17 protein-coding genes are annotated in these 19,324 nt (G+C 54.1%); 4 read left to right on the top strand and 13 right to left on the bottom strand.

Annotated features, from left to right (window positions below; translation table 11 throughout):
- Positions 1 to 109: 109 nt before the first annotated feature.
- From ACQKE4_RS09665 to ACQKE4_RS09640, 6 genes are all read right to left on the bottom strand, one after another.
- The gene (locus ACQKE4_RS09665) at positions 110 to 1,234 is read right to left on the bottom strand and encodes a pyridoxal phosphate-dependent aminotransferase (protein ID WP_427388106.1); all 1,125 of its coding nucleotides are present in this window, start codon (positions 1,232 to 1,234) and stop codon (positions 110 to 112) included.
- Positions 1,235 to 1,306: 72 nt separating this feature from the next.
- Positions 1,307 to 2,686 carry an FAD-binding oxidoreductase gene (locus tag ACQKE4_RS09660; protein WP_427388105.1) on the bottom strand — a complete coding sequence of 460 codons (1,380 nt, stop codon included), beginning with the start codon at positions 2,684 to 2,686 and terminating at the stop codon, positions 1,307 to 1,309.
- 25 nt (positions 2,687 to 2,711) lie between these two features.
- Positions 2,712 to 4,343 carry an ABC transporter ATP-binding protein gene (locus ACQKE4_RS09655; protein WP_427388104.1) on the bottom strand — a complete coding sequence of 544 codons (1,632 nt, stop codon included), beginning with the start codon at positions 4,341 to 4,343 and terminating at the stop codon, positions 2,712 to 2,714.
- A 27-nt stretch (positions 4,344 to 4,370) separates the two neighbouring features.
- Positions 4,371 to 5,204, bottom strand: a complete 834-nt coding sequence (locus ACQKE4_RS09650; protein WP_427388103.1) for an ABC transporter permease — start codon at positions 5,202 to 5,204, stop codon at positions 4,371 to 4,373.
- Positions 5,201 to 6,181, bottom strand: a complete 981-nt coding sequence (locus ACQKE4_RS09645; RefSeq protein ID WP_427388101.1) for an ABC transporter permease — start codon at positions 6,179 to 6,181, stop codon at positions 5,201 to 5,203. Before ACQKE4_RS09645 ends, ACQKE4_RS09650 begins: the two co-directional genes overlap by 4 nt.
- 78 nt (positions 6,182 to 6,259) lie before the next feature.
- On the bottom strand, positions 6,260 to 7,816 hold the full coding sequence (locus ACQKE4_RS09640) for an ABC transporter substrate-binding protein (protein ID WP_427388100.1): 1,557 nt from the start codon (positions 7,814 to 7,816) through the stop codon (positions 6,260 to 6,262).
- Between the two features lie 226 nt (positions 7,817 to 8,042).
- On the opposite strand from ACQKE4_RS09640, the gene ACQKE4_RS09635 reads away from it, so the two are divergent.
- The 3 genes from ACQKE4_RS09635 to ACQKE4_RS09625 all read left to right on the top strand — a co-directional run bounded on the left by ACQKE4_RS09635 (position 8,043) and on the right by ACQKE4_RS09625 (position 10,930).
- Positions 8,043 to 8,753 carry a GntR family transcriptional regulator gene (locus ACQKE4_RS09635; RefSeq protein ID WP_427388099.1) on the top strand — a complete coding sequence of 237 codons (711 nt, stop codon included), beginning with the start codon at positions 8,043 to 8,045 and terminating at the stop codon, positions 8,751 to 8,753.
- On the top strand, positions 8,731 to 9,753 hold the full coding sequence (locus ACQKE4_RS09630; RefSeq protein ID WP_427388098.1) for a histone deacetylase family protein: 1,023 nt from the start codon (positions 8,731 to 8,733) through the stop codon (positions 9,751 to 9,753). The genes ACQKE4_RS09635 and ACQKE4_RS09630 overlap by 23 nt, the downstream gene beginning before the upstream one ends.
- Before the next feature lie 523 nt (positions 9,754 to 10,276).
- Positions 10,277 to 10,930, top strand: a complete 654-nt coding sequence (locus ACQKE4_RS09625; RefSeq protein ID WP_427388097.1) for a GntR family transcriptional regulator — start codon at positions 10,277 to 10,279, stop codon at positions 10,928 to 10,930.
- A gap of 97 nt (positions 10,931 to 11,027) precedes the next feature.
- Here ACQKE4_RS09625 and ACQKE4_RS09620 read toward each other — a convergent pair whose 3' ends face one another.
- The 7 genes from ACQKE4_RS09620 to ACQKE4_RS09590 all read right to left on the bottom strand — a co-directional run bounded on the left by ACQKE4_RS09620 (position 11,028) and on the right by ACQKE4_RS09590 (position 18,207).
- Positions 11,028 to 11,939 carry an amidohydrolase family protein gene (locus ACQKE4_RS09620; protein WP_427388096.1) on the bottom strand — a complete coding sequence of 304 codons (912 nt, stop codon included), beginning with the start codon at positions 11,937 to 11,939 and terminating at the stop codon, positions 11,028 to 11,030.
- Positions 11,936 to 12,832: an NAD(P)-dependent oxidoreductase gene (locus ACQKE4_RS09615; protein WP_427388095.1), complete on the bottom strand. Its 897-nt coding sequence runs from the start codon at positions 12,830 to 12,832 to the stop codon at positions 11,936 to 11,938. Before ACQKE4_RS09615 ends, ACQKE4_RS09620 begins: the two co-directional genes overlap by 4 nt.
- 52 nt (positions 12,833 to 12,884) lie before the next feature.
- Entirely contained in the window at positions 12,885 to 14,159 is a 1,275-nt protein-coding gene (locus tag ACQKE4_RS09610; RefSeq protein ID WP_427388094.1) for a TRAP transporter large permease, read from the bottom strand.
- Between the two features lie 9 nt (positions 14,160 to 14,168).
- Positions 14,169 to 14,636, bottom strand: a complete 468-nt coding sequence (locus tag ACQKE4_RS09605; protein WP_427388093.1) for a TRAP transporter small permease — start codon at positions 14,634 to 14,636, stop codon at positions 14,169 to 14,171.
- Positions 14,637 to 14,702: 66 nt separating this feature from the next.
- Positions 14,703 to 15,692 carry a TRAP transporter substrate-binding protein gene (locus ACQKE4_RS09600; protein WP_427388092.1) on the bottom strand — a complete coding sequence of 330 codons (990 nt, stop codon included), beginning with the start codon at positions 15,690 to 15,692 and terminating at the stop codon, positions 14,703 to 14,705.
- Positions 15,693 to 15,868: 176 nt separating this feature from the next.
- Positions 15,869 to 16,876: a 4-hydroxythreonine-4-phosphate dehydrogenase PdxA gene (locus tag ACQKE4_RS09595; RefSeq protein ID WP_427388091.1), complete on the bottom strand. Its 1,008-nt coding sequence runs from the start codon at positions 16,874 to 16,876 to the stop codon at positions 15,869 to 15,871.
- A 26-nt stretch (positions 16,877 to 16,902) separates the two neighbouring features.
- Entirely contained in the window at positions 16,903 to 18,207 is a 1,305-nt protein-coding gene (locus tag ACQKE4_RS09590) for an L-fuconate dehydratase (RefSeq protein WP_427388090.1), read from the bottom strand.
- Positions 18,208 to 18,372: 165 nt separating this feature from the next.
- Between ACQKE4_RS09590 and ACQKE4_RS09585 the strand changes: the two genes are divergently transcribed.
- Positions 18,373 to 19,317 carry a LysR family transcriptional regulator gene (locus tag ACQKE4_RS09585; RefSeq protein WP_427388089.1) on the top strand — a complete coding sequence of 315 codons (945 nt, stop codon included), beginning with the start codon at positions 18,373 to 18,375 and terminating at the stop codon, positions 19,315 to 19,317.
- Positions 19,318 to 19,324 lie beyond the last annotated feature (7 nt).

Raw genomic sequence — 19,324 nt, 5'->3', positions numbered from 1 at the left:
TTTTGTCATGGATGACAAAAGTAGCGCCCAGGGATGGGTTCACAGCGCCCTCGCGGAAACCTGCCCTCGATGCACCTTTCCATCCGCTTGCTCAATTTTACCAGCTGAATCAGGCGTGTCCTTTACTAGCCTGTTCGAGAGCACCCAATCTTCCAGGCTCGAGCGCTGCTTGTACGGCGGTAATACGTATCACATTGGCAAGCTCAGGATGCGCTAAGCGAGCCACTAACACGCCTTTGTCTAGCAATTGCTGATGTACCTCGGCGGCGAGGTCAGCGCTGGGTAGGCGAATGCCGATAAAGTTGGTGGCGCTGGGCAACACATCGGCACCGAGTGCGCGGAAGTGCGCTGCCAATTGCTCGCGGCGGGCTTTCACATCGGCAACGTGCTGGTGTACTTCGTCGGGATGGTCGAGTACCACTTCGGCAGCGGCCAGGGTCAGCGACGATACCGAATAGTGAATACGCACCTTCATCATCATCGCCAGTACTTCGGGGTCAGCGATGGCGTAGCCAATGCGCAGGCCCGCCAGGCCGTGAGCCTTGGAAAGCGTGCGCAGGCGAATCACCCCCGGTATTGCTTTGGCAGCGAACTCGCTACCCGCGTCATCACGGAAGTCCCCATAGGCTTCGTCCAGCAACAGCCAGCAGGTGTCGGGCAGCGCCTCGCGCAGCTTGAGGATCGCGCTGTCGCTATGTAAATGGCCGCTGGGGTTATCTGGGTTGGCCAGATACACCAGCCGCGCGTTTTCCTGATGTGCCGCTGCGATAAGGGCTTCCAAATCGGGGGCTAGCACGCCCGGCGCTTCATAGTAGCTGGGCTCAATCAGGCGGCAGCCCTGGCCTTTGGCGAAATAGCCTAAGGTGGGGTAGGTGCCCGCGGTGCTTACTACGGTGTCGCCCGGTTCACAGGTGGTGCGCAGTGCCAGGGCAATCAAACTGTCCGCACCGGCATCTACCAGCATCGTTTCCAGCGCAATACCTTGCTGTGCGCTCAAACGTTGGCGCATGCCCAGTGCCTCGGAATCACCGTAGCAGTAAACGTGTTCGGCCAGGGCATCGCCAAAATGCTCGCGCAGGGCGCGGTGGGGCATATCCAGGCCTTCGTTAGAGCCCAGCCGGTGGGGGATTACTCGTCCTATGCGGCGCTCCAGCACCTTGATGCCTGGAAATGGATTAACAGGGCCCTCACTCAGTAAGTGATTTGGATAGCGGGGCGTTTTTTGGCGAGACATAGTGATTCCTAAAAGCGATGACTAAAAACGATTCTTAACAAACATTCGTAATGATTAACGTAGCGCGTTTATTTAAAGCACTTTACCGGGATTTAAAAGATTAAGCGGGTCTAGCGCTTGCTTAAGGGTATGCATCAGCTCGATTTCGGCGCTGGAACGGCAGGTACTTAACCAGGGGCGCTTCTCCAGACCAATGCCGTGTTCGGCAGAGACCGAGCCACCCAGCGCTGCCAGCGGTTGATAGACCATGGCTTCCACTTCACGGCGCACCTCCACTTCAGCGCTTCCCGCGCAAACAGAAATATGCAGGTTGCCATCACCCAGGTGGCCAAACACCACCAGGCGCGCCTCTGCCCAACGCTGGGTTAGCTGCGCTTCCAAGGCATCGGTATAGCGCTGCATATCGGCAATCGGCAAACTGACATCGAAGGTGAGCACCGGCGCGAGCCCCTTGACCAGTCCTTCAATATCTTCACGAATCGCCCATAGCCCATCGCGCTGAGTCGTCGACTGCGCAATCACCGCATCGACAATCAGCTCGCGCTCCAATGCGCTCTCTAACGCCTCGCTGAATTGACTCGCATTCCGGTCAGCGTCGCTACCTAGCGATTCAATGATTACATAAAAAGGGTGCTTGGTCGCAATCGGGGGTGTATGGCGGCCCAGGGTTTCAGTGAGCAGGCAATAGTGGTTGTGCCACATCACTTCAAAAGCGCCGAGGCTACCGCCGAGTGCTTTGCCCATATGGCTAAGCAGACCAGTGAGCGCTTCAAATGAAGGGCAGGCCACCATCGCCGTTTGTTCGCTTGGGGCCGGCGGCTGCAGGCGCAGCACTGCGCGGGTCACAATGCCGAGCGTGCCTTCACTACCAATAAACAGCTGCTTCAAATCGAACCCAGCGTTGTTTTTAAGCATACGGTTCATAGAGCTGACTACCCGGCCATCGGCCATTACTGCCTCCAGGCCAAGCACTTGCTGGCGCATCATGCCGTAGCGGATCACCCGCACGCCACCGGCATTAGTGGCGATATTGCCGCCAATCGTACAACTGCCCCGAGCGCCCAAATCCAGCGGAAACTGCAGGCCGACTTCTCGTGCGGCTTCCTGTACCCGTTGCAGCGGTGCGCCCGCCTGCACGGTGAGAGTGCCGCCCACTTGATCAATCTCTTCAATGGCGCTCATGCGTTCAAGAGAGATCACCAGTTCATCCGCGCTCGCTTCACCGCCATGCACCAGGCCGGTTAATCCGCCGTGGGTCACGACCGGCTGCTGGACGGCATGACAAGCCTGCATCACTGCAGCGACTTGCTCGGTATTCGCTGGGCGCACAATGGCGCCCGCTTGGCAGGGCGCGCCAGTCATCCAGTCAACACGACGGTTGTGTACATCGTCGCCGGTCAATACATGGGCAGGGCCTACAATGGCGCGCAGTGCCTCCAGTGTTATCCGCATCCAGTTATCCTTTCCTTTTAAAACATTATGTAGTGACTGCCACCGGCGCTTCGCGGCCGGGGATCGCGTTGAGCAGCGCTTGGGTATACGCCTCACGGGGGGCGAGGAAAATCTGCTCAGCGCTGCCTTGCTCGACAATACGGCCATACTGCATAACCACAATGCGGTCGCAAATTTGTGCGGCGACGCGTAGGTCATGAGTAATGAATAGCAGCGAAAGGGAGAGCCGTTGTTTAAGCTCCTCAAGTAGCTCTAGCACCTGCGCCTGAATAGATACATCCAAGGCTGATACGGCTTCATCCGCCACAATCAGTTCGGGATTTAGCGCTAATGCCCTGGCGATACCTATGCGCTGGCGCTGGCCACCGGAAAACTCATGGGGGTAGCGCTCCACGGCGCTGGCGCCCAAGCCCACCAACTCTAATAGTTCGCCTGCCTGCTTAAGCGCGGCGGCTTTTGGCGTACCGTTGGCGATTGGCCCCTGGGCAATCGCCATGCCCACCTTGGTGCGCGGGTTCAGTGAGGCGTAAGGATCTTGAAAGATCATCTGCACCCGGTGGCGCTCACGACGTAGCGCATCGCCTTTGAGCTGTGAAAGGTTGATGCCATCGAGCAGCAGCTCGCCGCTATCTGGATGTTCAAGGCGCACCACACAACGGCCGAGGGTGGATTTCCCCGAACCTGATTCGCCCACAATGCCTACCGTTTCTCCGCGGGCTAAGGTAAGCGATACCTCTTCAAGGGCGCGCACTTCTCGGGCAGGCTTAAACAATCCGCCTCGGGAGCGAAACACTTTATTGAGCTGTTTGATTTCCAGCAGCGGGGCGACCTGGCTGGTCTCGCGGTGGGGCGGCACCGCATTGCTGGGTATCGCCGCAATCAGCGCTTGGGTATAGCTATCCTGTGGGTTTTCAAGCACCGCTTTTGCTTCGCCTAGCTCAACAATTTTGCCGTGGCGCATCACGCAGACGCGATTGGCAATTTCGGCCACCACGCCAAAGTCGTGGGTGATAAACATCACCGACATACCGCGGCGCTGCTGTAAGTCGCGAATCAGCTCCAGTATCTGCGCTTGGGTGGTAACGTCCAGCGCGGTGGTGGGCTCATCGGCGATGAGCAAAATAGGCTCTAGCGCTAGTGCCATGGCAATCATTACCCGCTGGCGCTGGCCGCCGGAAAGCTCGAAGGGGTAGGCGCGAATGGCTTTTTCCGGCTGTGGAATGCCGACTTCGATCAGCAGTTCTAAAGCACGCGCCTGACGCTCTTTTGGTGTTAGCTGGCCGTGGGCTTCGAACACTTCAGCAATCTGTGCACCCACGCGCATCAGCGGGTTAAGGGCGGTCATCGGCTCTTGAAAGATCATGCCAATCTTTAAGCCGCGCAGGAAGCGGTGCTGCTTTTCTGTCAGGGCGAGTAGGTTCTGCCCCTCGAACAAAATCTCACCCTGGGTGGCGCGCACACCTTTAGGCAGCAGGCCCATCACGGCATTGGCGGCCATCGACTTGCCGGAGCCGGACTCGCCCACCACGCACATGATTTCCCCACGCTTTACGTCGTAGCTAACGTTTTCCACTGCCAGGGCGCGATCCGCCCCTTTGGGTAGCGCTACGTTTAGGTCGCGAATGCTAAGGACGGTTTCTGTTGATGCTTCATTCATAACAAGCTCTCCAGCCATAACAAACGTCTAGCGCTCGCGTGAAAGTTTGGGGTTAAGCGCATCGTCTAGCCCTTCACCGACCAGGTTTAGTGCCAAAACGGTGAGCAGAATCGCTAAACCAGGGAAGAAACTCAGCCACCAGGCCTGGCGAATGACCGTTCGCGCGGCACCGATCATATAGCCCCAGGACATCACGTTAGGGTCACCCAAACCAAGAAACGACAGCGCCGACTCCAACAAAATAGCGGTGGCCACCATAAGTGAGGCCAGAACGATAATCGGCGACAGCGTATTGGGCAGAATTTGGCGCAGAATAATCGTGGTGTTGGACTGGCCGACCAATCGCGCGGCTTCTACATATTCACGGTTGCGCAGCGACATAAACTCTGCGCGCACCAAACGGGCTACCGGGGGCCAACTGACAATTGCGATTGCCAGTACAATGGATGTCACGCTGGGCTGCATAATTGCCACTAGTACAATCGCCAACGCGAAGTTAGGGATGGTCTGGAAGAACTCGGTAAAGCGCATCAAGATATCGTCAATAATGCCGCCGTAATATCCGGCGATGGCGCCAAGCGGAACGCCAATCAATAGCGCTACGCTGGTAGATACCAGCCCGATCAACAGCGATACCCAGGCGCCGTGCATAATGCCTGCCGCCACGTTGCGGCCCATGGTATCCGTACCCAGCGGAAAGCCATCCTGAGAAAGTGGCGGTAAAAACGGTCGCTGGACCATGCGCCAGGGGGATTCGGGAAACAACAACGGCGCCAGTATCGCCATGGCGATAATCAATAGCAGAATAATCAGCCCCACCAGGGCGCCACGGTTTTGCGCGAAGCGTGCGAAAAAGCTCATGAGGCCCCCTTCTTGATGCGTGGATCCGCCAGGCTGTACACCACATCAGTGATGATATTGAAGACGATAACCAAGGCCGCCGAGAAGAAGAAAATGCCCAGTAGCAGGTTATAGTCCCGCTGCTGCAGCGCTTCATACATCAGCCGCCCGATACCCGGCCAGGCAAACACGGTTTCGGTTAGGATTGCCCCGCCAACCATTTGCCCTGCCTGCAAGCCTGCCAGAGTAATAATCGGCAGCAGGGCATTACGCAGCACATGACGACGCTGGATAATGCTCGGTTTTAAACCTTTAGCGCGGGCGGTTTTAACGTAATCCTGCTGGGCAGCGTCTAGCATGGAGGTGCGGGTCATGCGGGTGTAAATCGCCATAAAAAACAGCGCTAAGGTGGTCGCGGGTAGCACTAAGTGTTTGGCCACATCGAGTATTAAGGCAAAGCCCGTATGCCCAGCACCTACGGTGTAAAGGCCATAGGCGGGCAGCCAGCCGAGATATACCGAAAACACCACCACCGACATTAGCGCCACCCAGAACAGCGGCGTGGCGTAGAAGATCAGCGCCAGCGCCATGATGATGGAGCCTGAGGGCTTTTTAACCCGCGCCGCCGCCATAGAACCGGCCACAATGCCGAGTATCAGTGAAAGTACAAAGGCCGTGCCGGTGAGCAGCAGTGTGGCGGGTAAGCGCGCCATAATCAGATCAAATACTGGTACACCCAGCCGGTAGGAGTAGCCAAAATCGAGCATGGCAATGCCCGATACGTAGCGCCACAGCTGCACATAGAGAGGTTGGTCAAGGCCAAAGCGTTCGCGCAGCTGGTTTAGAAATTCCTGATCAGTTGCACCTGCTTCCCCCGCCAAAATAGCCGCCGGATCGCCAGGGGCCATCTGAATCAAAAAGAAATTAAAAATAACGATTAAAAACAAAACAATGACGGCTTTAAGCAGCCGCATGATAATCAAGCGAGCGTAACCCATAGACACCTTCCTGACGGATACCTTCAAGACATGGCTGAATCGCCCAGGTAGCGCGTGCTACCTGGGCAGAGTGTTGGTTTAGCGGTCTAACCAAGCATCTTTAAAGCCGTCATTGACGCCTACGCCAGAAGTAACAAGGTTCTGCACATCGCAGCGGTAAAGCGTCGGGAAGCCAAGCTCCATCAGCCAGCCAACGGGCACGTCTTCATGCAGAATTTCTTGCACTTCGCGGTAGAGTGCCTCGCGTTCTTCATCAGGGAAGGCGGTAGCTGCCTCGTTGAATAACTCATCAACACGCTCGTTTTCGTAGCCTTCAACGTTGTTCCAGGGCGAGCCTTTTTCGATATTGTCCGACAGATAGTTACGCGCTATACCGAGTGCCGGGTCGCCGTACTGGAATAGGTAGGTAAAGGCGAGATCGTAATCCCAATCGCCCAGCCGCTGGTTCCAGCCGCCCACATCGGTGGCTTGAGTGCGCACGTTAATACCCACTTCACGCAGGTTCTGCTGAACAGCTTCGGCCCAGCGCGTCCAGGTTTCGCCGTAGGGCAGCGGTAGGATGGTGATCTCCTCGCCGTCGTACTCCATCTCTTCAAGTAGCTCGCGGGCTCGGTCAGGGTTATGGTCGTAGGGCTCAAGGCCATCGTACTGGAAGCGGGCATTCGAACCGAACGCGGAAAGCGGCACATTGCCCAGGCCGTTCCACAGCACGTCACGGGCAAATTCGCGGTCCATGGCGTACATCACCGCTTGGCGGAAGCGTTTATCTGCCGTTGGGCCTTCACGGTTATTCATCCACAGCATCGCGAAGGGGCTGAAATACTCGTGACCCTCTTCGGTCATGCAGACATTGTCCATTTCTGCTAAGCGGGGAATATCGAAATTTTCCACTGTGCCGCTAGGCAGTACGTCGATAGTACCGTTTTCAAACGCTACCGCACGGGAAGCGCCGTCAGGAATGATGTGCCAGTTAATGCCGTCTAGGTAGGGCAGATCATCCTCGTAGTAGTCCTCGTTTTTGACCAGTTCGATAACCGTGCCGCGATCCCAGTTGGCAAACTTAAATGGGCCCGTGCCAATCGGGTGGTCGTTGTGCTCGTTATTGCGGAAATCGGTATCTGCATAGAGATGTTCGGGCACCATGGTGAAGGTGCCTGCTTCAAAGGAGATCAGGAACGGCCCAAATGGCTCCACAAGGGTAAACACCACGGTATGGTCATCGGTGGCTTCGATACTTTCCACATGCTGCAATACTGCACGGGCGCTGGGGTTAAGTTCACGATGGAACACATCGGCGGAGAAGACTACGTCATCGGCGGTGAAGGCTTCACCGTCGTGCCAAGTAACACCTTCACGCAGATGGAAGGTGTAAGTAAGACCATCGTCACTCACCTCCCAAGACTCTGCCAGTTGCGGCATCGGTTCAAGGTCAGTGGAGTAGCGTAATAAGCCTTCGTAAATGTTGCCAGAGACAGTGCGCGTCGGGGCATTTTGAATCATGCCCAGCACTAAGCCCGGTGGTTCAGGCTGGATAATCGTGTTAACGACGCCGCCTGATTTAGGCTCGTCAGCCATGCTGATGGATGTAAAAGCCAGTGCTGCAGCGGAAATAGCCAAAGCCAAAGGTGTTTTCATGTTTCCTGCTCCTAGGTTATTAGCACGTAATTAGGTTACGTCGTGGTTAGGCGAGCGAGGCGTGGCGTGTTAGGCCCAGTTATGTTGTTTGTTGGGGGCCTTTTGAACCTTGCACTATGAACTTAGCAGCATGTGGTAAATCTGTCGACAGTCGGCAATCGTTCGTCGACAAAGCGTTTTTTTTCGTCATACTGAGGGTACGCAATACACCCTATGAGTAAACTTTATGGCCTCATCAACGGTGGCTCCCAAGGCTTTTATCCAGCAGCAGAACTTAGTTGAGCAGGTTGCTGACTATTTAACCCAAGCGATTATCCAGCAACACTTTTTACCCGGCGAGCGGCTTTCTGAAGTGCAGCTTTCTCGTGACTTGGGGGTAAGCCGGGCGCCGGTTCGAGAGGCTGCTCGCTTACTGGAAAGCCGCGGCTTATTAATATCGAAACCCCGCCGAGGCTTCTTTGTAAGAGCGTTGAATGCCGTTGAACTCGAAGATGTGTTTGATTTGCGGCTCTGCCTTGAGCGTCATGCGATTCAGCGCTTAACGGAGCGCTATACGCCGGAAGCACAGCGCGCGCTCAAGCAACAGGTAGAGGTGCTCTGTGAAGCGGCCGCCGGTAATGATGGCACCCGTCGGATTGAAGAGGATCTGCAATTTCACCGCCTGATGCTGCACTACGCGGGTAACGAGCGACTGTTGCGCGCGTTTGACGACCTGACCCATGAACTGCGCCTCTGCATCACCCTGATTACCAAAACCCATGAAGCCCCCGACACCATCGCCACCAGCCACTTTAAGCTGCTCGACGCGCTTGATAGCGGCAGCCCGGCCGCCTGCCGTGAGGCGATTGACTACCATATCGGCGTTGCTCGTAAGTTCGTGGTGGAAGGTGTGGGCGAAACCGGAGAGCATGCCGATGAAGACGTTCTTTCACGATGATCAATTGCTTCATCAGCCGCAAACCTACTTCTCCCGCGGGAAGATGCGCACGCCCCAGGAAGTGCCGGAGCGCGCGACTCAGCTGCTGGCGGCGGCCAATCAGCTAGGGTTTGATATCCAAGCACCTGCGGATCATGGCGTGGCGCCGTTAAGAGCGGTGCACTCGTTGGCCTACCTGCGCTTTCTCGAAAGTGCCCATCGGCGCTGGCATGCCCTGGGAGAAGATTGGGGTGAAGAGGTTATCTCCAATATTTTTGTGCGTTCGCCCAACGCCCTGCGCGGCATTTTGGCAGAAGCAGGGCGCTACTTAGCTGATGGTAGCGCCCCGGTGGGCCAGCACACTTGGCAGTCTGCTTATTGGTCCGCGCAAAGTGCGGTCGCTGGGGCTGAAGCCTTGCTGGCGGGCGAGCGGTTCGCCTATGCGTTATCGCGCCCACCGGGCCATCACGCGGGCATTGATTCCGCCGGTGGCTTCTGCTTTCTCAATAATGCCGCCATAGCCGCACAGCACCTCACCACGCGCTACCCCCGCATCGTCGTGCTCGACCCAGATATGCACCACGGCCAGGGCATTCAGGAGATTTTCTACCAGCGCGACGATGTGCTGTATATCTCGATCCACGGCGATACCACCAACTTTTACCCGGCGGTGACCGGCTTCGAAGAGGAGCGCGGTCATGGAGCCGGGCTGGACTATAACCTTAACCTGCCAATGCCCCATGGCTCAGATGAAGCGGTATTCTTTGACCGCCTGGAGCAAGCCTGCCAAGCCATTCGCCTGTTCGAGCCTGACGCCATCGTGTTGGCGCTAGGGTTCGATATCTACGAACTTGACCCCCAAGCCAAGGTCGCCGTTTCTACAGCGGGGTTTGGCGAGCTTGGCCGCAGGGTGGCGGGTTTGAATGTGCCTACGCTGGTGGTGCAGGAAGGTGGTTACTACCTGGAAGGGCTGGAAGCTAATGCGGTGAGTTTTTTTGATGGGTTGTTGGGCAGCATGTAATGAGAAAGACAAACCATCAAGGTGTCTGGCAAGATAGCCACCTTAAGCGATCAGCATAACGATCTGGATAGTCATTGAAAGGACTCGACGTGGCCATTGGAAGGGCATGTGCCTGATGCCGTAAGGCTGGCTTAGATGGTCATCAATTTTTTAAAGACCGAATTGTATAGGTAATGCACAAACAAAATGTTATATGCACCCTCCTGCATCAAAGACTTGGTTTAAATATAGCGGAAAATATGTATTCGGTTATTTCGCATTCCTAGAAAAAGCGCTAAATGAGAGAGTGAAATCGTTGAGAACAACATTCAGGCGCCCGCTGCGTTGTATTAGACAGTCCAGCTTTGCCAAGCGTTCAGCCTGTGCCTTGATTAAATATAACGCCCACAACAACTAATCAAATACTTACTAGCTTGACTAGCATGATTAATGTATTCATAATTTTTTTTGTGTTGAAATTTAATTTAACGTGTCAGTAAATATCTGTACACCAGTATCTGCATAGGTTTAGAGAATATCGATCATGGATAAAATAAGGCAGAACACACTGCATGGTGAAGTCGCCGAGCGAATTCGCGTCATGATCACTCAAGGGAGGTTAACGCCAGGTAGCCGTGTTCCTGAAAAGCAGCTATGCGAGCAGTTTGGTGTATCACGCACACCACTCAGAGAAGCTTTGAAGGTACTAGCCCATGAAGGTTTTGTTGAGCTTTTGACGAATCGTGGAGCTAGAGTCGCAAAATTGACCAAAACCACTCTTAAGAATACCTTTGAAGTTATGCAGAGCCTAGAGTCTCTTGCGGGAGAGCTGGCCTGTGCGAGGATTTCTGAGGATGAGCTTACGAATATTGAAGCGCTTCATTATCAGATGCTAGCTTATTATAAGAGTGGAAACATGAAGGAGTATTTACTGGCTAATCAGCAGATACATGAGGCCATCGTACTAGCTTCTCAGAATGATATACTTATTGATGTTTATAAAAACCTCAATCAGCGGGTGCACCGTGTACGCTTCACCGCTGAACTCAGCAATGACTATTGGTCCAAGGCGGTAGCGGAGCATGAGGCGATGATTGTAGCGCTTCGAGCCCGTGATGGCGCTAACTTAGGCCAAGTATTGCGCCGCCACTTACGTGACAAATTAGAGGTCTCGGCTCTTGATGAGATGGCTGAGTAATTAGGGAGTTTCCACTGATAGGAGGATATACGGAGGATGGCAAAGCCAGCCCCCGTTGTGTTTTTATACTCTTATTGAATGGACAGTGCTAACTAGCTCAGGCCTTCCGTGGAATGCGATAAATTCTTTGTGCATTATCATGGAAAAGTAGTCGTTGCTCGGCGTTGGTCAGTTCGCTTGTGATCTCAAAAAAACCTGCAAAAATAGTATCAAATGTTGCAACCAAACTATCTACAGGGAAATTACTAGCGAACATGCAACGCTCCACGCCGAAGAGCTCAATGGTCTCAAGTACGATTCGACGGTTAGCCTCTTCTGTCCAAGCTGCTCCCTGCACTCCAATTCCTGAAATTTTTACTTTTACATTGGGATGGTGAGCCACTTGAGCCATAGCCTTACGCCAACCCTGGAGCCCTTCTTCGCTTCGATCTGCAGGTAAACCGGTATGATTAATGATGATCGTCGTATCGGGATAGGCAGCGGCGAGGTCGGCTGCTTCATGGAAGTGCCACCATGGACTCTGTAGATCAAAAGAGAGGTCATGGGCGGCTAGCCGAGCGAAACCGCTACGCCAAGCAGGATCACCCATGGAGCCTGGGGCGCTGGTCTCCACCGCGTTGGGCGATGGCGCGGCGCGGGGCTTATGGCGAATCCCGCGCACCAGTGGGTAGGCGCAGTGCGCTGCCAGTACATCCTCGACATACGGTTGGTCGAGACGTGCCTGTGCCACCATTACGCTGGGCAGCCCTTCACGCTCGGCTAGTTCATGGACCCAGCGGGTTTCCTGAATCGGCGTGTTGGCATCCCACTCGGTCTCAATGAAGACTGACCCCACCACACGATAATTTGTCGTGTCGCGTCTGTAATCCTTGGGCAAGTAGTTGCGCCGGATGGCGCTGTAATCGCCATAGCGAAACGGAATCATCGGATCGTCGCAGAGCCATGGCAGGTAGTTACGCTCAAGGTTCCAGAAGTGCTGGTGCGCATCAATGATAGGTAGTGGCGTCATGACGAGCGCTCCGGCGTGACACCTTCCAGCAGCGATACGATGGCGGCGCCATCCAGCTCTCCCTTGCCCTGGGAAACCAGCATGCTGTAGAGAGAGTTGGCGGTGCCCGCCATGGGCATGGAAACATTTAAGGCATTGGCGGCGTCCTGCAGCATATGCAAGTCCTTGAGAATCTGCCTGGCGTAGCCACGCGGCTCGAAATCGTTCTCCACCATGCGGGGCAACAGGTCGTTGAGCAAGTTGCTGCCAGCATAACCCGAGGAAAGGGCGTCGGGGATCTTGCTGACATCGATACCGAAACGGTTACCAAGGTTGCAGGCTTCGGCGATCACACAGTAGTTGGAGAGTACCAACGCCTGATTGATCAATTTGGTGGCTTGTCCAGCGCCGACCTCGCCCATACGGGTGAATTTTCCCAAGGTGCTCATCAATGGCTCGATGGCATCGATGGCAGCTTGATTACCGCCGGCCATAATGGCCAAACGTCCCTCTGCGGCGGCACCGGGGCCTCCAGAAACCGGGGCGTCGATAAATTGCATGCCGTTACGCTCCAGCAGGGATTTTGCCAAGCACTTAGTGGTCTCGAGTTCGGTCGTGGAGTGGTCGACCACGATCTTGCCTTCACCTTGGATAGCCTCGACGATTCCGCCCTCGCCGAGTATGACCTCTTCTACGGCAGTCGTGGAGATCACGCACACCTGAATGATCTCGGCGCGCTCGGCGACCTTGGCCGGTGACTCGGCAATCTCGACGCCCTTGGACTTGGCGGCCTGGCAGCAGGTGTCGTCGATATCATAGCCGATGACTGAATAGCCACTTTCGATGAGGCGCGTTGTGAAGCCAGCCCCCATCTTACCGAGTCCGATGAAACCGACGGTTGATTTGCTAGTCATTTTACTACTCCTTCATAACAGTCCAGTCGCTGATTAGTTTAGGCCACGCTCTTTAGCGCAAGAAGCTTGGTAGCCAAAGCACTAAGTCTGTTGCAAATGTAATAATTGCCAGTGTGATCAGTAGCGGGATATAGAAAGGAATAAGTGCTTTCAAAAGCTGTCTCAGTGAGACTTGGGCAATCGATGATACGAGGAACAACGAAAGGCCCATTGGGGGGGTAAGCAACCCAATCATTAGATTGAAAATGGCAACAATGCCCAGGTGTACCGGGTCAACTCCTGCAAGTACCATGGGCGGCGCGACAATAGGCACAATCAACAGTGTTGCAGTGGTCGAATCGAGAAAAATACCTGCGATGAAAAATATTAGATTCGCAATGAGCAGTAGCATTAACGGATCTTGGGATATCTGCAATATGAAGGCAGCGAACTGCTGTGGAATCTGCTCAACCGATAATATCCAACCAAACATTGAGGCCGCAGCCACGATGATCAGTATCGCGCTCGTTGTCTTTAGCGTGGCCATCATCGAGTTTATCAAGTGTGGCCAAGTCAGCTCTCGGTAAAAAATCGAGCTAACCAACAGCACATAGGCTGCTGTCACAGCTGCTGCTTCCGTGGGGGTAAATAAGCCCAATAACATCCCTGAGATCATTAACGCCGGTGCTAGAAGTGCGGGCAAGGCGGGGATGAACGACTTATACAGTTCACTGATCGTGGGGAGTCTCGGGGCACGAGGCATGTCATATTTGATCGCCAAAATCGCTGCGGTGATCATTAATAGTGCCGTGCAGATCAAGGCAGGAACGATACCGGCGAGAAGAAGCTGCACAATGGAGACGCTAGTGACCGACCCATAAACTATCAGCGGAATACTAGGGGGGAATATCGGGCCGACGACGGCCGATGAAGCAGTGACCGCCGCCGAGAAGGGGGCGCCATACCCCCTTTTCTTCATGGCTTCGATCTCTATCTTGCCTAGCCCACCCACATCGGCAAGAGACGCGCCTGACATACCTGAAAATACCAAGCTTGAGAAAATATTGACCTGTGCCAATCCGCCAGGCGCTCTCCCAACCAAAGTGTTGGCAAAATGGAAGATTCTGTCTGTAATACCAGACTGATTCATTAAGTTCCCGACAAAGATGAAGATTGGTACTGCAACCAATGGAAAGCTATCGAGAGAATAAGTGATGCGCTGACCGAGAAGCCCGATTGGAAACCCTTCAATAAGAACATACATCACCGAAGGAATGAGAATGGCATAGACCACAGGGAAACCGAGTAGGAAAAATACCAAGAACAAAGCCAGTATCATAAAGCCCATTTTTTTATCCTATAAACCAATGCTGGGTTTAGAGCGAGGGGACTTGAATCCCTGATAGAAGTGCATAAAGGCAGCTCCAGCAAAACCTAGGAAAGTAGTGCTGAAGAAGATCCAATAAGGAATTTTCAGAACAGGCGTAGCTTTATTCAAATTTGCTTGTACGGTGATGAATGCAGCATATGCAATGAAAAGACACGTAATGATAGATAACAGAGCGACAATCTTGTACAGCCATATTTTTAATGTGCTAGGTAATGTCTCGCGAAGCTCTGCCATTTCGATGTTTTCACCACTTGAGATTGCAAGTGGGTAAGAGGAGAACACCAGACAAATGAGCAAGAATCTCGTGAGTTCTCCCGCTCCTGGAAAAGAAAACCCAAATACGGAGCGAGTTATAACCTGCATAAAAGGAACAATTATCATGCCTGCTAGCAAGGCTAAGCAGAAAACTTCCAACAGCCTTTTTCCGGTTCTCATGCTGGCGACCCTATGTGGTAGTAAGTAAGGGCAGCGAGGAGTACGCTCTTCCTCGCTGCCAAACTATTACTCTATTTCCGCTATTTGTTCGATATAGGGTTGAAAGTTAGGGTAGTCCTCGTTTATTTGTGCCAAGACCTGTTCACGGAAGGCTTCCAACTCAAGCCCGTTCTCTTCAGTGATGAAGGTCATGCCCTTTTCCGTCAGTTCTTCCACAAGGCTGGCTTCCCGCTCTTGTGCCCATTGGAGCGATTCCTGAGCTTTCTCTTCGAGTATTCGCGTAATGGTTTCTTGATGGCCTTCGTCCAAGGATTGCCATGTATCTTCGTTGATGAAGACGGCTAATATGGAGTGCATGTGTCCGGTCATTGATACATGGGACTGCACTTCATAAAGGCTATTGGACATAAGCATGGTCAGTGGATTTTCCTGGCCAACCACAAGCCCTGTCATTAATGAGGTGGGAAGTTCTGAGACTTCGACCGGAGTCGGATCAGCGCCAAATCCATTAACCATGGAGATCCATATATCAAGTGGTACCGCACGGAAAGGCTTGCCTTCCAGGTCAGCGGGTGAGTAGACGGGAAAATTGGCGGTAATATGTCGCGCCCCTCGATACATGCGGCCTATGATACGCATATCACCTTCTTCAATGAGCTTTTCGTTCATTTCACTGATGACAGGTGAGTTAGGATCTGTAGCTTTCAGGGCATGCTCAGCATCACGATAAATGAAAGGAGCATTGAATACGGCAATATCGGGAACGGTTTGAGCGAGCGAGGCAAATTCGTGATGTGCCATTGATATCGATCCAAGTGACACACCATCGACCATTTCGGCGACACCCCCAAGCTGGCTTGACGGGAACAGGTTAAACGTAATCTCACCATCGGTTGCTTCCTCAATTGAGGCAGCCGCTTCGGACGCATAGCGTGTCTGCGAATCTCCTTCTGCACCAACATGGGCATAGCGTAATGTTTCGGCTGAAACCGACAAAGTTGTAACACTAACGGCTAAAGTGGCAATTGTTAGTGTGAGCTTTTTCTTAAGAAACATGTTGCACCTCTCTTTTTTGTTTTGTTTTCGTGTAATTCAGGCTAATTTTTATTGCTTTTATAAGCTTAGTTTCTTGCTATTACCTTAAGTTACCTATGAGTTATCCTATCCTTTAAAAATTTATTATGCACTCATAATTCATTTTTTCGAGTTGTACTTTCGTCGATGATTTCTAGTCATCGACTTACAAAATTTAGCCCCATCCGACAGGCGATATCAAAGGCGTGGCGTATGGCTTCGACGTTGGCTTTTCCTTGTCCTGCGATATCAAAGGCGGTGCCATGGGCCGGGGTAGTGATGGGGATCGGCAGTCCACCCTGAACAGTGACGCCGCGCTCAAAGCCCATCAGCTTCAAGGCGATTTGCCCCTGGTCGTGATACATGGTCACGATGCCATCGAATTCTCCATCCCGGGCGCGCCGAAAGATCGTGTCGGCAGGGAAGGGGCCCTGGGCTGCGTAGCCGGCGTCGCGGCATGCGTCGATCGCTGGTGCAATGATGTCTATCTCTTCGCGGCCGCAGGTTCCGCCTTCTCCAGCGTGAGGGTTTAGTGCCGCTACACCGATACGGGGCTGCTCTATGCCAGCGGCTACCAACGCATCATGAATTAACTGGGTAGCGCTAAGGATGCGTTCAGGTGTCACATGAGACGCCGCCTCAGCAAGCGGGATATGCGAGGAGATGCGCGACGTCCAGAGGTTGCCTAGGGTGTTGAATTCGCAGACGGGGGTCTCGACCTTTAGATGGTCGACGAAGAAGTGGAGCTCATCCTCGTGTTTCAGTCCGCCCTGTTTCATGGATAGCTTGTTGAGCGGGGCGAAGCAGATCGCATCGACATGTCCATCACTGGCGCCATCCATACACTGCGCCAGCACTTTGAGTACAGAGGCGCCGCACAGGCCGCTGACCCTGGCGTATTCGACGTCTTCCGGCTTAATGGTCGATATAGGTAACAGCATTGGGCCTGTTTGGTCGCGCGCCTCGGCAAAGCTTGCGATTTCAGGGAGGTCATGGCGGATGCCAGCTACCCGCTGACCTTCTTCCCATAGCCAACGGTCACCCACAACCACGATGCTGGCCTGGCTCACCGCGTCGCGGTCCTCAAGTAGCCTGGCCACCAGTTCGGGCCCGATGCCGGACGGGTCGCCAAGGGTCAGGGCGATACAGGGTTGTACTTGTGGCATGTTACAAATCTCCTCAATGGTTTTATTCACTTTTCTTTCCATGCCTGCCCGCCAGGGTAAGCATGGCGAGACAGCGAATCCGGGTGCATGGTGATACTGTAGCCGGGCGCCATGGGGACCTGATAGCGACCATTGCGTATCAACACCGGGTTTTCGAAATGCTCGTGCAAGTGGTCAACGTATTCCAGGATGCGGCCATCCAGCGAACCCGACACGGCGATGTAGTCGAACATCGAAATATGTTGCACATACTCGCAGAGACCGACACCGCCTGCATGGGGGCAGACCGGGACGCCGAACTTGGCGGCCATTAATAGTACGATGATGACTTCGTTGAGTCCTCCCAAGCGGGCGGCATCGAGTTGGCAGTAGTCGATGGCTTCGGCCTGGAGCAGTTGCTTGAACATGACCCGGTTATGACAGTGCTCACCGGTAGCGACACCGATCGAACCGAGGCGTTGACGTATTGCGGCATGCCCCAGTATATCGTCGGGGCTGGTGGGCTCCTCGATCCACAATGGGTCGAACTCAGCCAGTTGGCGCATGTTGGCGATGGCTTCGTCGACATCCCACATCTGGTTAGCATCCATCATCAGGGTACGGTCCCAGCCGATCTCCTCCCTGAGAATTTGGGCGCGCAGGCAGTCTTCGGCGAGATCGCCTCCCACTTTTTGCTTGAAGTGTGTCCAGCCTTCCGCCAGGGCTTCGCGAGCGAGACGACGCACTTTGTCAGCGGAGTAGCCGAGCCAGCCAGCCGAGGTGGTATAAGCGGGATAGCCTTGCTCACACATTTCCTGTTCGCGGCTAGCCTTGCCGCTAGCCTTGCGCCGAAGAATGGCCAATGCCTCCTGAGGCGTCAGGGCATCGCTGACGAAGCGGAAGTCGAGGCAGTTGACGAGCTGTTCTGGAGACATGTCGACGAGCAGTTTCCATACCGGTTTTTGCTCTGACTTGGCCCATAGATCCCATATGGCATTGACGATGGCCGCGGTGGCCAAATGAATGGCGCCTTTTTCTGGCCCGGTCCAACGAAGTTGGCTGTCGCCGCTGGTCAGATGTCGCCAGAAGGTTCCCATGTCGGAGGTGATGGCCTCGAGATTGCGACCCTCGATCAGGTAGGCGAGCGATTGGACCGCTTTGACACAAATCTCGTTACCACGCCCGATCGTGAAAGTGAGTCCGTTCCCTACAATGCCGTCACTGGCATCGGTATGCAGGGTGACATAGGTGGCCGAATAGTCCGGCGCAGCATTCATGGCATCAGAGCCATCCAATGATCGAGAAGTGGGAAATCGAATGTCCTGAACGTCCAGGTGGGTAATCATGGTCATCGGCAATGGGCCCTTGTGATATTTGTTGGCATGACTTGCTCCAGCTTAGTCTTGCCATTCAATAACCTTCCAATCAAAAATTAACGAATAGCGATTACCTCTAGTTATCATGTGTCGTATCGTTATGAGATTGCTTTGGATTCATGTGATGGTGAAGGAGACTTGATGGAAAAGCTGATGTCCGCCAGCCTCAACAGCTGGTTACGTTTTAAGCATCTGCAATTGCTGGTGAATCTCGAGCAGAGTCGTAACATGCACGCGGCCGCTAGGCAGATGAATCTCAGTCAACCAGCCGCGAGCAAGATGTTGCGCGACCTGGAGAGCTACTTCGGATTTTCGATCTTCGAGCGTCAACCTCGCGCCATGGTTACGACCGACCTCGGTAAAGCTGTGGTAAGGCATGCGGAACGCCTTCTGAACGACGTTCAACGACTGGTCGATGACGTTCAGGTCTTGCGAGAAGGGGGTTATGGTCATCTTGTGATCGGCGCGATACCTGCAGCAGCTCCCGAAATTCTGCCCGCCGCTATTGCCGCCCTTAAAGAGCGGCGACCAAGGCTCTCGGTGAGTATTGACGAACAGAGCAGCGATCGCCTGCTCCTAGCGCTGGAGTACAAGCGGCTTGATCTAGTCATCGGCCGCTTAACACATGTCAGCCAACACAATCTTTTCGACTTCGAGCCACTCCTTGAGGAACCATTGCGTGTCGTCGCTCGTCAGGGACATCCTCTCGCAACTGTTGATGGTGTGACACTTGATGGACTGAGCGGCTGGCCATGGATTCTGCATCCGCTGGCCAGCCCCATGCGAGGCATATTCGAGGAAGCCTTGGCTGACGCAGGGATTCCTTCACCTGTGAACACCATCGAGACCACCTCGACACAGTCCATTCTGCAGCTGTTACTGGCCTCCGACATGCTGGCCATATTGCCTCGCTCGGTATTACACCGGCCGCTGGCCAGCGGTCAGTACGTCACGTTATCCATTACCGTCGGCAAACCCCTGGATTACTACGGCATCATTACCCGCAAGCATGAACCTCTTTCTCCGGCAACAGCCGAGTTGATCGTCGAGTTGAGGCAGCAAGTCGAGTTGGCAACCACTCGTTGACGTACGT

The organism is Halomonas sp. NPDC076908 (genome assembly GCF_050269715.1).
Taxonomy (GTDB): Bacteria; Pseudomonadota; Gammaproteobacteria; order Pseudomonadales; family Halomonadaceae; genus Vreelandella.
This window is presented reverse-complemented; position numbering and strand designations above follow the sequence as displayed.

Bases quoted from the DNA above. Each gene is read 5' to 3' on its own strand.
- ACQKE4_RS09665 (WP_427388106.1), bottom strand. From the start codon at position 1,234: ATGTCTCGCCAAAAAACGCCCCGCTATCCAAATCACTTACTGAGTGAG.
- ACQKE4_RS09660 (WP_427388105.1), bottom strand. From the start codon at position 2,686: ATGCGGATAACACTGGAGGCACTGCGCGCCATTGTAGGCCCTGCCCAT.
- ACQKE4_RS09655 (WP_427388104.1), bottom strand. From the start codon at position 4,343: ATGAATGAAGCATCAACAGAAACCGTCCTTAGCATTCGCGACCTAAAC.
- ACQKE4_RS09650 (WP_427388103.1), bottom strand. From the start codon at position 5,204: ATGAGCTTTTTCGCACGCTTCGCGCAAAACCGTGGCGCCCTGGTGGGG.
- ACQKE4_RS09645 (WP_427388101.1), bottom strand. From the start codon at position 6,181: ATGGGTTACGCTCGCTTGATTATCATGCGGCTGCTTAAAGCCGTCATT.
- ACQKE4_RS09640 (WP_427388100.1), bottom strand. From the start codon at position 7,816: ATGAAAACACCTTTGGCTTTGGCTATTTCCGCTGCAGCACTGGCTTTT.
- ACQKE4_RS09635 (WP_427388099.1), top strand. From the start codon at position 8,043: ATGGCCTCATCAACGGTGGCTCCCAAGGCTTTTATCCAGCAGCAGAAC.
- ACQKE4_RS09630 (WP_427388098.1), top strand. From the start codon at position 8,731: ATGAAGACGTTCTTTCACGATGATCAATTGCTTCATCAGCCGCAAACC.
- ACQKE4_RS09625 (WP_427388097.1), top strand. From the start codon at position 10,277: ATGGATAAAATAAGGCAGAACACACTGCATGGTGAAGTCGCCGAGCGA.
- ACQKE4_RS09620 (WP_427388096.1), bottom strand. From the start codon at position 11,939: ATGACGCCACTACCTATCATTGATGCGCACCAGCACTTCTGGAACCTT.
- ACQKE4_RS09615 (WP_427388095.1), bottom strand. From the start codon at position 12,832: ATGACTAGCAAATCAACCGTCGGTTTCATCGGACTCGGTAAGATGGGG.
- ACQKE4_RS09610 (WP_427388094.1), bottom strand. From the start codon at position 14,159: ATGGGCTTTATGATACTGGCTTTGTTCTTGGTATTTTTCCTACTCGGT.
- ACQKE4_RS09605 (WP_427388093.1), bottom strand. From the start codon at position 14,636: ATGAGAACCGGAAAAAGGCTGTTGGAAGTTTTCTGCTTAGCCTTGCTA.
- ACQKE4_RS09600 (WP_427388092.1), bottom strand. From the start codon at position 15,692: ATGTTTCTTAAGAAAAAGCTCACACTAACAATTGCCACTTTAGCCGTT.
- ACQKE4_RS09595 (WP_427388091.1), bottom strand. From the start codon at position 16,876: ATGCCACAAGTACAACCCTGTATCGCCCTGACCCTTGGCGACCCGTCC.
- ACQKE4_RS09590 (WP_427388090.1), bottom strand. From the start codon at position 18,207: ATGACCATGATTACCCACCTGGACGTTCAGGACATTCGATTTCCCACT.
- ACQKE4_RS09585 (WP_427388089.1), top strand. From the start codon at position 18,373: ATGGAAAAGCTGATGTCCGCCAGCCTCAACAGCTGGTTACGTTTTAAG.